11 protein-coding genes are annotated in these 14,170 nt (G+C 70.0%); 1 reads left to right on the forward strand and 10 read right to left on the reverse strand.

Annotated features, from left to right (window positions below):
- Positions 1–248: 248 nt before the first annotated feature.
- The 7 genes from ACIQLD_RS09300 to ACIQLD_RS09330 form a co-directional block, all read right to left on the reverse strand.
- Positions 249–1,265 (reverse strand): NAD(P)-dependent alcohol dehydrogenase, encoded by a 1,017-nt coding sequence (locus tag ACIQLD_RS09300; RefSeq protein WP_402607640.1) that lies wholly within the window; start codon positions 1,263–1,265, stop codon positions 249–251.
- The gene (locus tag ACIQLD_RS09305) at positions 1,262–1,492 is read right to left on the reverse strand and encodes a helix-turn-helix transcriptional regulator (RefSeq protein ID WP_402607642.1); all 231 of its coding nucleotides are present in this window, start codon (positions 1,490–1,492) and stop codon (positions 1,262–1,264) included. Before ACIQLD_RS09305 ends, ACIQLD_RS09300 begins: the two co-directional genes overlap by 4 nt.
- Positions 1,492–1,926: a hypothetical protein gene (locus tag ACIQLD_RS09310; protein ID WP_402607644.1), complete on the reverse strand. Its 435-nt coding sequence runs from the start codon at positions 1,924–1,926 to the stop codon at positions 1,492–1,494. Before ACIQLD_RS09310 ends, ACIQLD_RS09305 begins: the two co-directional genes overlap by 1 nt.
- A 193-nt stretch (positions 1,927–2,119) precedes the next feature.
- Positions 2,120–5,770: a proline dehydrogenase family protein gene (locus tag ACIQLD_RS09315; protein ID WP_402607646.1), complete on the reverse strand. Its 3,651-nt coding sequence runs from the start codon at positions 5,768–5,770 to the stop codon at positions 2,120–2,122.
- 144 nt (positions 5,771–5,914) lie between these two features.
- Entirely contained in the window at positions 5,915–7,312 is a 1,398-nt protein-coding gene (gene pntB, locus ACIQLD_RS09320) for a Re/Si-specific NAD(P)(+) transhydrogenase subunit beta (protein WP_402607648.1), read from the reverse strand.
- Complete coding sequence (locus tag ACIQLD_RS09325) at positions 7,309–8,862, reverse strand: Re/Si-specific NAD(P)(+) transhydrogenase subunit alpha (protein WP_402607650.1); 1,554 nt, start codon at positions 8,860–8,862, stop codon at positions 7,309–7,311. Before ACIQLD_RS09325 ends, pntB begins: the two co-directional genes overlap by 4 nt.
- Positions 8,863–9,032: 170 nt before the next feature.
- Entirely contained in the window at positions 9,033–9,593 is a 561-nt protein-coding gene (locus ACIQLD_RS09330) for an acyl-CoA thioesterase (RefSeq protein WP_402607652.1), read from the reverse strand.
- A gap of 131 nt (positions 9,594–9,724) precedes the next feature.
- Between ACIQLD_RS09330 and ACIQLD_RS09335 the strand changes: the two genes are divergently transcribed.
- On the forward strand, positions 9,725–10,234 hold the full coding sequence (locus tag ACIQLD_RS09335; RefSeq protein WP_402607654.1) for a GNAT family N-acetyltransferase: 510 nt from the start codon (positions 9,725–9,727) through the stop codon (positions 10,232–10,234).
- An 81-nt stretch (positions 10,235–10,315) separates the two neighbouring features.
- Here the strand turns inward: ACIQLD_RS09335 and ACIQLD_RS09340 are convergent, their stop codons facing one another.
- The 3 genes from ACIQLD_RS09340 to ACIQLD_RS09350 are packed head-to-tail and all read right to left on the reverse strand — an operon-like array spanning position 10,316 to position 14,169.
- A complete protein-coding gene (locus tag ACIQLD_RS09340) occupies positions 10,316–11,467 on the reverse strand; it encodes an acetyl-CoA C-acetyltransferase (RefSeq protein ID WP_402607656.1) in 1,152 nt (383 codons plus the stop codon).
- 33 nt (positions 11,468–11,500) lie between these two features.
- Positions 11,501–13,195 (reverse strand): cytochrome b/b6 domain-containing protein, encoded by a 1,695-nt coding sequence (locus tag ACIQLD_RS09345; RefSeq protein ID WP_402607658.1) that lies wholly within the window; start codon positions 13,193–13,195, stop codon positions 11,501–11,503.
- 2 nt (positions 13,196–13,197) lie between these two features.
- Complete coding sequence (locus ACIQLD_RS09350) at positions 13,198–14,169, reverse strand: electron transfer flavoprotein subunit alpha/FixB family protein (RefSeq protein ID WP_402607660.1); 972 nt, start codon at positions 14,167–14,169, stop codon at positions 13,198–13,200.
- Between the last annotated feature and the right edge of the window lies 1 nt (position 14,170).

Raw genomic sequence — 14,170 nt, forward strand, 5'->3', positions numbered from 1 at the left:
CGGGGAAGATGCGACTCGGGCACGCCGAGCTCCATTCTGTCACCCGCCCCCTGTGCGCCGCCAGAGCGCCGGCGGTTCCCCTCCTGCCCCGTCCCTGCCCGTCCCGTCCGTCCCCGTCCCAGTCCCCGTCCCAGTCCGAGTCCGAGTCCCAGTCACCACGATCGCTCCGGTCGCACTTCGTGCCGCCGGAAGAGCGTGAAGGCGGCACGAAGTGCGACCGGAATCCGCAGAAGGTGCGACGGGAACCGTCAGACGGCGGAGCCGGTGACGACCAGCTTGCCGACCGTGTGGCCCGCCTCGAGGCGGGCGAGGGCAGCAGATGCCTCGGCGAAGGGGTACTCGCGTTCGACCACCGGCACGATACGTCCGTCGGCGACGAGTTCGAGGAGCTTCGCGAGCACCTCGGGACGCGGTGTCGCGGCGAGCGGCCGGATGCTCCGCGAGCCGATCGACAGGAACACCGCGCGCACCATCCGCGGGACGGGGCCGAGCACGTGTCCCCCATCGCCTGTGACGAGCACGACCGTGCCGCCGGGTACCACGAGGCGCTTCAACTCCCGCAGCGGCATCCCACCGGCGATGTCGACGATCGCGTCGAACCGACCGTCGGGCAGCGCGCTCAACGGCGACTCGCGATGGTCGAAGGTGCGCACGGCGCCGAGCTTCTCGACGAGCGGTGCATTGCGATCGCGGCAGGTCGCCCAGACCTCGGCGCCACGAAGCGCGGCGAGCTGCACCGCGAACGTACCCACTCCTCCCGAGGCGCCGATGATCAGCACCCGCGGCGGGGCGCCGTCGGCCCGGGCGCCCTCCGTCAGGCCGACGCCCGCGAGGTCGAGCGCCTGCCAGGCTGTTCCCCCGGCCACGGGGAGGCACGCGGCGGCGTCCGGGGTGATGTCGCTCGGGATGGGCACGAGCCGCGCGGCGGGAACGCTCACGTACTCGCCGAGGCCTCCGCCGCCGACGAGCTCGCCGACGACGTCTTCTCCGATCTCCGCGCCCACGACGTCGGATCCGACGGCGACCACGGTGCCGGCGACCTCCATGCCGCGCACCGGATGCTTCGGACGGGTCATCCCGAACACGGGCCGCACGAGCAGCGGATCGCCGAGCAGCAGGCGCACATCGCCCGCGTTCAGCGCCGTCACCCGCACCCGCAGCAGCACTTCGCCGCGGCCGGGCACCGGGACCGGTACGCGTTCGAGGGTCACGCCATCGGCCGGCCCGTAGGTCTCCCGGCGCCACGCCTTCATCGACCGGCTCATGACGACGCTCCGGATGCGCCGGGGTAGGCGAACAGGTCGTCGAGGCCGAGACCGAACGCGCGGGCGATCTGGAAGGCGATCTCGAGGGTGGGCGAGTACTTCTGCTGCTCGATCGCGATGAGCGTCTGCCGCGTCACCCCGATCGTGCGGGCGAGCTCGGCCTGCGTCATCCCGGCCTGTTCACGATGCGCGCGGATGCTGTTGGAGACGAGGGTGGGCTTGACCATCAGACGAGCCCTCGCCGGTAGGCGATCACGCGCGCGATGCCGCCGACGAGCGCCGACACCGCGAAGCCGGCGAACATCGTGTTCGCGATCCAGAACACATCGGCGCCGACGGCGCAGAGGGCGATGACCCCGAGACCGGCGATCACGACGAACGCCTGTTCGACGCGGCCACCCATGCGGCTGATGTCGCGGTCGCGGATGTCGGAGCGGCCGACGCTCTCGGGGTCCTTCGCCCCGGCGATCATGCCCCAGACGATGCTCAGGACGATGGTCGCGACGATGCCGCCGCCGATCACCCACAGCATGAGCGGGAACCAGTCGACGGCGGTGAGCGGCCCTCCCCCCGCCTGCTGAAGCACCAGCACGACGTACACGACCATCACGAAGGGGCTCACGATGAGTCCCGCCCAGGCGTTGCGTTCTTCGTAGACCATGACACCCTCCGATGTAAAGGATTCTTGACACGCTCAGCGTACGCCCGCGCGACCACCGTGTCAAGAATTCTTTACATCAGGTCACTCCGGTCGCAGTTGCTGCCGCGCTGGCACGCATCGGACGGCAGGAAGCGCGACCCGAACGCCCCGCGGGAGACGCGCGACTCGCCATGCAGCCGCTCCGCCACGAGGCTCAGATCACATCGCTGCTCCAGGGATCGAGGTTGCCGTAGCGGTGGGCGGTGATCGAGATAGACTGCTCGTGCACGAACGGCAGCAGCTCGATGCGGGCGGCGGCCGTCACCTCGCCGTCGTACACCGCGAGGTCGGGGTCGCCGGCGGAAGCCGTGGCGAGCTTCGCACGAAGGGCCGCGACACCGTCCCGACCACCGACCAGCCGCACCCGATCGCTCACCGGCAGCGCCATGCCCTCGGGCGCACCGTCTTGTCGCAGCAGCCGCTGCAGCCACTCGTCATCGCTCTCCAGGAACACCGGGGCGTCGAGGTCGCCGAGAGCGCGGCGCACCTCGCCGGGCAGTCCGACCGGGGTCGAGATGACGAACTTCGCGCCCGAGCGCACCCCGGCGATCACGACGCGCAGCAGGTCGTGCAGTGCCGCATCGTCGGTCGCACGGACCTCGACCGGCACCGGGCGATAGCGGAAGAGGTTGCGCTCGACGCCGAGACGCGAGACATCACGGACCTGCCCGAACTCCCGGTCCCAGGCCAGCGCATCCGACAGCGCCGAGCGCCGCAGCCATTCGAACGACTCGTAGGCGAGCGACGACTGGGCCGCTTCGATGAGGGCGGTGATGCGGGAGTCGAGTCCCCGCAGATGCAGGGTGCTGGAAGCCGGTCCACCCGGCAGTGACCGCCAGGATCCCAGACCGATGAGGTAGTTCGGGCCGCCGGCCTTGGCACCGGGGCCGACGGAGGAGCGCTTCCACCCGCCGAACGGCTGGCGCTGCACGATGGCTCCGGTGATGCCGCGGTTGACGTAGAGGTTGCCCGCCTGCACCCGGCTGAGCCAGTACGACAGTTCCTCCGGGTCCTGGGTGTGCAGCCCCGCGGTGAGCCCGTAGGCGACCGCGTTCTGCATCTCGACGGCACGCGCGAGCGTCGGAGCGTGCATCACTCCGAGCACCGGCCCGAAGAACTCCTCGGTGTGGAAACGCGACCCCGGTTGCACGCCGACCCGGATGCCGGGCCGCCACAGCCGTCGGCTGCCGTCGTCGCCCGCCGCGAGCGACGGTTCGATCAGCCACTGCTCCTCGCCCTCCAGCTCGCTCAGGGCCCACGCGAGCTTTCCGGTCGGCTTCTCGATCACCGGGCCCACCTCGGCCAGCGGATCGGTGGGCTGCCCGACGTGCAGCGACCGCACCGCGTCGGCCAGCTGTCGCGCGAACCGCGCTGAGCGTCCGACCGGTCCCACGAGGATCGCGAGCGAGGCCGCCGAGCACTTCTGCCCGGCGTGTCCGAAGGCGCTCTTGACGAGGTCGGCGACCGCGAGATCGAGATCCGCCGACGGGGTGATGATCATCGCGTTCTTGCCGCTGGTCTCGGCGAGCAGCGGCAGGTCGGGACGCCAGGAGCGGAACAGCGCGGCGGTGTCCCACGCGCCGGTGAGGATCACCCGGTCGACGGCGTTGTGCGTGATGAGCTCGCGGCCGAGCTCGCCCTCCTCGACGTCGATGAGCGCGAGAAGATCGCGGGGCACCCCCGCCTGCCACAGGGTCTCGGCGATGACGGCGGCGCAGCGGCGAGCCTGGGGAGCGGGTTTGAAGACGACGCCCGAACCTGCGGCGAGCGCCGCGAGCACCCCTCCGGCCGGGATCGCGAGGGGGAAGTTCCAGGGCGGCGTGACGACGGTGACGGATGCCGGGACGAACACGGCCCCGGCGATCGCGTCGAGCTCACGCGCTTTGGCGGCGTAGTAGCGGGCGAAGTCGACGGCCTCGCTGACCTCGACGTCGGCTTCCGCGAAGACCTTGCCCGTCTCGGAGGCCGCGACCTCGATGAGGTCTCCCCGACGCGACTCCAGTGCGGCCGCCGCACGCAGCAGCACCTCGGCGCGCTCGGCAGCGGGCCGACCGCCCCACGACGGAGCGGCGCGGCGCACACCCTGCACGATCCGTTCGAGATCCTCCTGATCGGAGACCCGGGCAGACGCGATCGTGGCCGACCCGAGGTCGGAGTCGGCGATGCGCTCACGCACCTCGCGTGCCCATTCCCGGTTCGCGGGGAGCGCGGGGTCGCTGTCGACCGTGTTCGCGAAGCCGGGAGCGCCACCGGCATCCTGATCCAGTTCGCGGGCCGAGTACACGGCGGTCTCGAGGAACGCCTCGCGCCCCCCGTCGTCGGATCCGCGCGAGATGCCGAGCACCGCCTTCGTCAGGTCGGTCTCCGGTACGGGAGCGGCAGGCGCCGTGCGCACGGATTCGTGGACGGGCGCGCTCCGATCCTGCATCCGACGCGGGCCGATGCGCAACGTGGCGTCTCCCGATCTGTCCAGTGCATCGAGGAAGCGGTCCTGCTCCCGCACGAACAGCGCCTCGTCCTCGCCGAGCCGGAACGCGGCGGAGAGGAAGTTGTCCGGCGAAGCGTTCTCTTCGAGCCGGCGCACCAGGTAGCTGATCGCCACGTCGAACTCGGCGGGCTCGACCACCGGCACGTACAGCAGCACGGGACCGACCTCGCGCGAGACGGCCTGCACCTGTCCCTGCGCCATGCCGAGGAGCATCTCGAACTCGACGGCCTCGCGCACGCCCCGTTCGCCGGCGAGCAGCCAGGCGTAGGCGATGCCGAAGAGATTGTGCCCGGCGACGCCGAGCTTCACTGCCGCGGCGTGCTCGGGCCGCAGAGCCCAGTCCAGGCAGCGCAGGTAATTCGCGTCGGTGTCGAGCTTGGTGTCGTAGGTCGCGGGCGTCCACCCGTGCATCCGGGCCTCGACGTTCTCCATCGCGAGGTTCGCACCCTTCACGAGGCGCACCTTGATGCGGGCACCGCCGTGCGCGACGCGGTCCTGCGCCCAGGCCGTGAGCTCCTGCAGGGCGGGCAGAGCGTCGGGCAGATAGGCCTGCAGCACGATGCCCGCTTCCAGCCCGGCCAGGCGCGGGTCCTCGAGGATGCGCGTGAAGACCGCGATCGTGAGGTCGAGGTCGCGGTACTCCTCCATGTCGAGGTTGAGGAAGGTGCCGTCCGCCGCGGCCGTCAGATACAGCGGGAGGAGCCTTTCGACCACCTCGTCGACGACCTCGTCGAACGCCCACATCGAGAGATGGCTGATGATGGCCGAGACCTTCACCGAGACGTAGTCGACATCGGGGCGCCGGATGAGCGCGTGGATGCCGTCGAGCCGCCGCCGCGCCTCCGCCTCACCCAGCACGGCCTCGCCGAGCAGGTTGAGGTTGAGGCGCGAACCGGTCGCTGTGATCCGCTCGATCGCCGCGCCGAGCTTCGCGGGTCGCGCATCCACCACGAGGTGCCCGACCATGTCGCGGAGCACCCGGCGGGCGATCGGCACGACGGGTGACGGCAGGACCTGCGCGACACCGCCGCCGAGACGCACGGCCGAGCGCAGGTACCAGGGCAGGAACTCCGGCACGATCGGGGCGATCCGGTGCAGCTGCGAGGCCGCGGCGGTCAGGCTCTCCGGGCGCATGACACCGTCGACGAAGCCGAGCGTGAACGGCAGACCGTTCGCGTCCTGCAACACGCCCGCGAGCCGCGCGGCCGCGGGGTCGGGTTCGATCGCCGCGGCCTCGATCGCCCACCGCCGAGCGAGCTCGACGGCACGGTCTGCGAGGGGTGCGGATGCCACGGCATCCGGCGGGAGGTCTGCCATGACTTTCACCCTAGGTCTGGATGCGCCGGATTCCGCGCCGCGCCGCCCGTGCTCGTCCCGTTCCGGTCGCATTTCCCGTCGCTTTCCGGCGTGCGGAGCGACAGGAAGTGCGACCGGAACTGGGTGAGCATGGGGAGGGGCGGGCTACAGCGCCGCGATGATGTCCTCCACCCGCTGTTTCGCGTCGCCGAACAGCATCGATGCGTTGTCGCGGAAGAACAGCGGGTTCTGCACCCCCGCATACCCGGCGGCCATCGAGCGCTTGAACACGATGACCTTCTCGGCCTCCCACACCTTCAGCACCGGCATCCCGGCGATGGGGCTCGAGGGGTCTTCGGCGGCGGCCGGGTTCACGGTGTCGTTCGCGCCGATCACCAGCACCACCGAGGTGGAGGCGAGGTCGTCGTTGATCTCGTCCATGCTCAGGACGATGTCGTACGGCACCTTGGCCTCGGCCAGAAGGACGTTCATGTGACCGGGCAACCGCCCAGCGACCGGATGGATGCCGAACCGCACATCGACACCCCGCTCGCGGAGCCGTCGGACGAGGTCGGCGACGGGGTACTGCGCCTGCGCGACCGCCATTCCGTAGCCGGGTGCGATCACCACGCTGTCGGCGGCGACGAGCATCTCAGCCGCGCCCTCGGCGGTGATCTCGCGGTGCTCGCCGTACTCGGTGTCATCCGCAGACGGGGCCGCGATCCCGAATCCGCCCGCGATGACGGAGAGGAACGAGCGGTTCATGGCCTTGCACATCACGTACGAGAGGTACGCACCCGACGATCCGACCAGCGCGCCCGTGACGATCAGCAGGTCGTTGTTCAGGAGGAAGCCCGCCGCGGCAGCCGCCCAACCCGAGTAACTGTTGAGCATAGAGACGACCACCGGCATGTCTCCGCCGCCGATCGAGGCGACCAGGTGCCACCCCAGTGCGAAGGCGAGCACGGTGACCGCGATCAGGAGCCACAGCTGCTGGTCGTTCACGAACCACACGGTCAGGGCGACGAACGCGACGAGAGCCCCGATGTTGAGCCCGTTCTTGCCCGGCAGCATGAGCGGCTTCGACGACATCTTCGCCGAGAGCTTCAGGTACGCCACGATCGATCCGGTGAAGGTGACGCCGCCGATGAAGATCCCGATGAACACCTCGGCGTTGTGGATGCCGACGAGCGCGGGCGCGATCTCCGGGTGTGCGAGGTACCCGTTCCAGCCCACGAGCACCGCTGCGAGGCCGACGAAGCTATGCAGGAGCGCGATGAGCTCGGGCATGCCGGTCATCTCGACCACCCGGGCCCGCCAGAGACCGATGGCCGCGCCGATCAGCACCGCGGCGACGAGCAGGCCGAGACCGAGGAAGGCGCCGGTGCTCCACGCATCCGCGACGGTGAGGGCCACGGTCGCGACCAGCGCGATGGTCATGCCCACGATGCCGTAGACCACACCGGAGCGGGCGGACTCGTGCCGGCTGAGCCCCGCGAGGCTGAGGATGAACAGCAGGGCGGCGACGATGTAGGCCGCCCCGGCGAGCGCGTCGACGGTCACTTCCGGCCGCCCTTCGCCGATGTGCCGAGGGTGAACATCGCGAGCATCCGCCGGGTCACCGCGAACCCTCCGAAGATGTTGATGGAGGCCAGCAGCACCGCGATCGCGGCGAGCACCTGCACGACGGGCAGCGGCGAGGTGATCTGCAGCATCGCGCCGACCACGATCACTCCCGAGATGGCGTTGGTCACCGACATGAGCGGGGTGTGCAGCGCGTGATGCACCTTGCCGATCACGTAGAAGCCGATCACCACCGACAGCACGAGCACCGTGAAGTGCTGCGGCAGCGGGGCCGGGGCGAACGCGTTCACGGCGAACAGCGCGGCGATGCCCACCACGATCAGTGTGACCTTGCGGGCCGTGGACATCTTCTTCGGCGGTGCGACCTCGACCGGCTCCGCCGTGGCTTTCGCGGCGGGAGCGGCCGCGACCTGCACCGCAGGCGGCGGCCAGGTGACCTCGCCGTCGCGCACGACCGTGACCGAGCGCTGCACCACGTCGTCGAAGTCGATCACCAGCTGCCCGTCCTTCGCAGGCGTCAGCAGCGCCACGAGGTTGGCGAGATTCGTGCCGTAGAGCTGGGATGCCTGCGCGGCCAGGCGCGACGCCAGATCGGTGTAGCCCAGGATGATCACACCGTTGTCCGTGACGACGCGCTCGCCCGCGACCGAGCCCTCGACGTTGCCGCCCTGGCCTGCAGCCATATCGACGATCACGCTGCCCGGCTTCATCTGGGCGACATCGGATGCCGTGACGAGGCGAGGGGCCGCACGCCCGGGGATGAGTGCCGTCGTGATGATGATGTCGACGTCGGCGGCCTGCTCGGTGTAGATCTCGGCGGCACGGCGGTCGTAGTCCGCGCTCGTCGCCTGGGCATAGCCGTCGGTGGAGGCCGCGACCTCGACGTCGACGGGCAGATAGCTGCCGCCGATCGACGTGACCTGGTCGGCGACCTCGGGGCGCGGATCGGTGGCGCGCACGATCGCACCGAGACTGGATGCCGCGCCGATGGCCGCGAGCCCCGCGACTCCGGCTCCGGCAACCAGCACCTTCGCCGGCGGCACCGTGCCGGCTGCGGTCACCTGACCCGTGAAGAAGCGGCCGAACTCATGCGCGGCCTCGACGACGGCCCGGTAGCCGGCGATGTTCGCCATCGAGCTGAGCACGTCCATCGACTGCGCGCGCGAGATGCGCGGCACCGCATCGAGTGCGACCGCCGTGATGCCGCGTTGCGCGAGCGACTCGACCAGGTCCGGGCGCAGGGCCGGCGAGAGCAGCGCGATGAGGGTGGCGCCGTCGGAGAGGAGGGCGATCTCCTCCACCCCGGGGGCTGTGATCGCCAGGACGACCTCGCTCCCCCAGGCGTCTGCACGGTCGACGAGTACCGCTCCCGCCGTCTCGTACTCGGCGTCGGGGTACGAGGCCGCGGCACCCGCTCCCTGCTCGACCCTGACCGTGTGGCCCAGCTTCCCGAGCGACGCTATCGTCGCGGGGGTGGCCGAGACCCGCGCTTCGCCCGCAGGCTCCCGCACGATGCCGATGACTGCCACTGCATCCTCCTCCGCCCGTCTGCGTCGACGGGATCACCGGGGCGTCTGCGCCCCTGACTTCCCGCTCAGAGTACTGAGCGCCGTGGCGAGAACGCCCTCTCCTGGGCTCTGTGACCGGGAAAGAAGCGACGTTCTTACGGAAACCGGAGGAGAGGAAGTGCGTCGAGGGATCAGCCCCAGACGCTCGGAGCTTTCACCCGCACGGGAGGGAGCGCGGACGCCGCGGCCCAGTCGTGCACCCACGCGTCGATCTCCGGCACGCCTTCGGGCTTGCCCACCGCGGCGAACAGCTCCTCGTTGCTGACGGTGCCTCCGGTGCGGCGCAGCATGCGGGCGCGCACGATCGCGCGGGCGTAGACCTCGCCGTCGACCACGGCGCGGTGCTCCATGAAGAGCGCCTTGTCGTCATGTCCGATGAAACGTGACTGAACCTCGAACCGCTGCCACAACTGCAGCGACTTGCGGAACGTGACCGTCTCGCTGGAGACGACCGCGTACCAGCCGCGGTCCTTCATCGCGTCGAACAGCCCGGTGCGGATCAACTGGTCCCAGCGCCCGAGGTCGAACAGCGACAGATAGCGGCCGTTGTTCATGTGGCGCAGGATGTCGATGTCGGTCGGCAGCGTCGTGAGGGTGATACTGCCGACCGCGGTCGGATCGAGGGTCTTCCCCCGTCGCACACGGCGGCGAGCGCCGAGGATCACCAGGAGGGTCCGCCAGATCACGTTCACGAGGATCGATCGTAGCCAGACGTGCACGATTCGCGAACATCGTTGTGCAAACCCTCCATGCCCGCGCATCGGGTGTCATCGAACATCCACTCGATTTCCTCTTCGCGGACGCCGCGCGTAGAGTCACGAACATGAGCGCCGAAGCCCAGCCTGAAGTCATCGTCCGTCCGGTCCGTGATGTGGATGCGGAAGCCCTCGGTCGCGTGCATGCGCAGTGCTGGCACGAGACCTACGACCACCTGATCAGCAAGGCCGCGCTGGAGAAGGTCTCGCCCCGACGCATGGCCGAGCTGTGGACGCACTGGGCCTCGCAGGGCGCCGAGTTCAAGATGAACGCCGCGCTCGTCGACGGCGAGATCGTCGGCTTCGTCGGCTCCGGTCCTGCCCGTGACAAGGATGCCCCCGCGTTCCGCGAGCTGTACTTCATCTACCTGCTCGACGCGTGGCACTCGACCGGCATCGGTCAGAAGCTGTTCGACGCAGCCGTCGAGAAGGACGAGCCGCTGTACCTGTGGGTGGCCGAGGACAACCCCCGCGCGCACCGCTTCTACACGCGCAACGGCTTCCGTCTCGACGGCGCCTCGCACACCGAGCCGTTCCTCGGCGAGACGCTGACCGAAGTCCGCTTCGTCCGCCCCTGATCGACCACCGCACACGCGCAGAACGGGCCGTCTCCTCTCGGAGGCGGCCCGTTCTCGCTGTCGGCTCCGGTGCGCTCCGGCTCAGAGCCGTTCGATGATGGTCACGTTCGCGACGCCGCCGCCCTCGCACATCACCTGCAGGCCATACCGCCCGCCGGTGCGCTCGAGTTCGTTCAGCATGGTCGTGAGCACTCTCGTGCCCGTCGCCCCGATGGGGTGACCGAGTGCGATGGCTCCGCCGTTGACGTTGACCTTCTCGTGCGGCACATCGAGCTCGCGCATCCACGCGATCACGACGGGTGCGAAGGCCTCGTTCACCTCGAACAGGTCGATGTCGGCGACGCCGAGGCCCGCACGCTCCAGAGCGTGCCGGGTCGCCGGGATGGGCGCGGTGAGCATGAGCACGGGACTGGCACCGCGCACCGTCATCTGATGGATGCGCGCGCGGGGAGTGAACCCGTGCTCGCGCACCGCCCGTTCACTCGCGACGAGCACGGCGCTGGAGGCATCGCTGATCTGCGACGACACGGCAGCCGTGATCCGTCCGCCCTCCCGCAGCGGCGTGAGTCCCGCCATCCGCTCCAGGGTCGTGTCCCGCCGCACACCCTCGTCGTGAGCGAGGCCGTTCAGGGGGGCGATCTCGTTCACGAAGCGCCCCTCGTCCTGCGCGACGGCCGCGCGACGGTGGCTCTCCAGAGCGAACTGCTCCATCTCCTCGCGGGAGATGCCCCACTTCTCGGCGATCATCTCCGCGCCGACGAACTGCGAGATCTCCTGATCGCCGTAACGCTCGCGCCACCCGCGAGACTCCGCGTACGGCGTGGTGAAGCCGTACTGCTCCCCGACGGTCGCGGCCGCGGTCAGAGGCACCTGCGACATGTTCTGCAGACCGCCCGCGATAACGAGGTCGTTCACACCGCTCATCACGGCCTGCGCGGCGAAGTGCACGGCCTGCTGGCTCGATCCGCACTGACGGTCGATCGTGACGCCGGGCACGTGCTCGGGTAATCCGGCGACCAGAGCGGCGGTGCGTGCAACATTGCCCGACTGCCCGCCGATCGCGTCGATCGCGCCGAGCACGACGTCGTCGATCGCGGCGGGATCGACACCGACGCGGTCGACCAGCGCCCGCAGGCTGTGTGCCCCCAGATCAGCGGGATGGATGCCGGAGAGCGATCCCCCACGCCGCCCCACCGGGGAACGGACCGCGTCGATGATGTATGCCTCGACCATGATCTTCCTTCCGTCGCGGGAAACGTGGTGACGTCAGCGGCCGGAGACCTTGCCGAACGCCTTCGCGATGGGCGCGAGCACGAGGGGCCGGGCGGCCACCCAGGCGATCGCGATCACCACGAGAGAGAGGATGAACACCCAGAATCCGGTCCAGGTGACCGCGTCCTGCGAAGCGAACATGTGATTCAGGTTGCGCAGGAAGCCGGTGAGCATCACGAGGGCGACGTGCGCGATGATGAACGCCACGAAGTAGAGCATGATCGGGAAGTGCAGCGCCCGCGCCCACTCGACCGGGTAGGCCTTCGACAGCTTCTCGGCCTTCTTCGGCCACAGCCCCGACATGCGGAATCCGGTGATCGCTGCGAGCGGCGCGGCGATGAACACGGTCGCGAAGTAGGCGAGCTGCTGCAGGCTGTTGTAGTTGTTCCAGCCGTTCTCGTGCGGCCAGTCGAACGAGACGTACTGCAGGGCCGCCGACAGCGCGTTCGGGAAGACCTCCCAGCTCGTCGGCACGATGCGCACCCAGTGCCCGGTGACGAACAACAGCACCACGAAGATCACACCGTTCACCAGCCACAGGATGTCGAGCGACTGGTGGAACCAGAGGTTCAGGCTGATCTTGCCCTTGGCGTTGCCTCGGGGTGTCCAGAAGACGGTCGGCCGCTTCTCGGTGCGCACCTGGAGCCCGGAGCGGATGATCAGCACCATCAGGAACATGTTGAAGAAGTGCTGCCAGCCGACCCACGGGGAGAATCCGGGTTCGACCGCGATCGCCGGCTCGTACTCTCCGGGGAAGGCCGCGAGGAAGTCCTGCATGAAGGGGAAGCTCAGGAGCGTGCGCACCAAGGCGATGGCGGCGCCCGCGAGCACTCCGAGCGCGGCGGCCCCGAACAGCACACCGATCGCCTGCGTCCAGGTCGGGCGATGTCGACCAGTGGCGGCGGCGGGCGTGTCGGCGAGGTGACGTGGCGCGCGTCCGTTCCAGACCGTGCGCGTCCACGGCAGCGGGGTCGAGACATCGGCGATGGCGGGTACGGTCGCGGCCGTAGCGGTCGTGTTCGCCGCAACGGCGACAGTGCTCTCGGGTCCGGTGTCTGCGGGTCGGGTGCTCTCAGGAGCGACCGGCGCAGGAGCCACGGGCTCGTCGGATGCCGCGACAGCAGGTGCGAGCGGGACGGTGTCTGCGGGTGGCCACGGCTCGCCGCCGACCACGCGGGGCAGGCCGCGACGGATGCCGCCTGCGGGGGCGGTCTGCGCTTCGGGCGCGCTGACGGCGGGCGAAGGTGCGCTCGAGGCACGAGCCGTCGCCGGTGCGCTGCCGGTCGCCGAAGATACGGGAACTGCCGCCGCGACACCCGATACCGGCTTCGTCGCCTGCGGAGCGGGGGTAGCCACGATCGCGGCGGGAACGGCGGCGATCGATGGCGGCCAGGGCTCTCCGCCCGGCACACGTGGCAGGCCGCGACGGATTCGCGGAGCTTCGGCGGTCGCCGCAGGAGCGGCGCTCTCGGTCGGCTCAGCGGTGACCCCCGCTGCCGACTCCGCCGCTACGACAGTGTCGGCGACAGCGACATCCGACGTCACCGCGGCATCGGCCTCGGTCACCGTCGGAACCTCGGCGGCCACGCCGGCCGTCTGCGCCGGCTCCGCCGCCGCCGCATCAGCGGGGGGCCAGGGCTCCCCGCCGGGTACACGCGGCAGACCGCGTCGCAGCATCCGCGTCGCCATGGCTACTTCTTCCGCGCCTCGAGGGCCGCGATCACCTGCGGCACGATGGCGAACACGTCGCCGACGATGCCGAAGTCCGCGACGTCGAAGATCGGCGCCTCCGGGTCCTTGTTGATCGCGACGATGTTCTTCGACGTCTGCATGCCGGCCCGGTGCTGGATCGCTCCCGATATGCCGAGGGCGACATACAGCTGGGGCGACACCGAGACGCCGGTCTGGCCGACCTGGTGCGACTGCGGGATGTAGCCCGCGTCGACGGCAGCACGGGACGCTCCGACCGCCGCGCCGAGCGCATCGGCGAGCTCCTCGACGAGCACGAACTTCTCCTTCGAGGCGAGACCGCGGCCCCCCGAGACGACACGCGTGGCTCCGCGCAGCTCCGGACGGGACGAGGCGACCTCAACCGCTTCGACGGCACCCGCCGTCGCCGCGACCGCACCGGACGCCGCGACATCGAGCACCTCGACCGAATGCGACGGAACAGCCTCGGCGCGCGCATCCACCGCACCCTGGCGAATCGTGATCACCGGGGTGCCGAAGGTAGGCGCCGAGTCGACGAGGTAGGCCCCGCCGTAGACCGAGTGGTGGGCGACCACGCCCTCGTCGTCGCGCGAGACCCCCACGGCGTCGACGGAGAGTGCACTCTTCGTGCGCACGGCGAAGCGTCCTGCCACGTCGCGACCGGAGATGGAGTTCGAGATCAGCACGGCGTCGGGGCGCACCTGGGCGGCTGCCGCCTGCAGGGCATCCACGATCGGCACCGTGAGCGCGGCAGCGTCACTGTCGGCGGTCAGCACGACGGATGCTCCGGCGGCAGCGGCCTGATCCACCGCAGCAGGACTGCCCCCGACGATCAGGGCGACGGGCGTGCCGATCGTCGAGGCCGCGCCGATGAGCGCCGCGGTGCTGGTGGCCACGTAGCCGGAGGGGTCGACGTCGACGAGGACGAGGATCGGATTCTCGGAAGTGGTCATC

It is taken from the genome of Microbacterium sp. NPDC091662, assembly GCF_044756705.1.
Lineage (GTDB): Bacteria > Actinomycetota > Actinomycetes > Actinomycetales > Microbacteriaceae > Microbacterium.

Bases quoted from the DNA above. Each gene is read 5' to 3' on its own strand.
- ACIQLD_RS09300 (WP_402607640.1), bottom strand. From the start codon at position 1,265: ATGAGCCGGTCGATGAAGGCGTGGCGCCGGGAGACCTACGGGCCGGCC.
- ACIQLD_RS09305 (WP_402607642.1), bottom strand. From the start codon at position 1,492: ATGGTCAAGCCCACCCTCGTCTCCAACAGCATCCGCGCGCATCGTGAA.
- ACIQLD_RS09310 (WP_402607644.1), bottom strand. From the start codon at position 1,926: ATGGTCTACGAAGAACGCAACGCCTGGGCGGGACTCATCGTGAGCCCC.
- ACIQLD_RS09315 (WP_402607646.1), bottom strand. From the start codon at position 5,770: ATGGCAGACCTCCCGCCGGATGCCGTGGCATCCGCACCCCTCGCAGAC.
- ACIQLD_RS09335 (WP_402607654.1), top strand. From the start codon at position 9,725: ATGAGCGCCGAAGCCCAGCCTGAAGTCATCGTCCGTCCGGTCCGTGAT.
- ACIQLD_RS09340 (WP_402607656.1), bottom strand. From the start codon at position 11,467: ATGGTCGAGGCATACATCATCGACGCGGTCCGTTCCCCGGTGGGGCGG.
- ACIQLD_RS09345 (WP_402607658.1), bottom strand. From the start codon at position 13,195: ATGGCGACGCGGATGCTGCGACGCGGTCTGCCGCGTGTACCCGGCGGG.
- ACIQLD_RS09350 (WP_402607660.1), bottom strand. From the start codon at position 14,169: ATGACCACTTCCGAGAATCCGATCCTCGTCCTCGTCGACGTCGACCCC.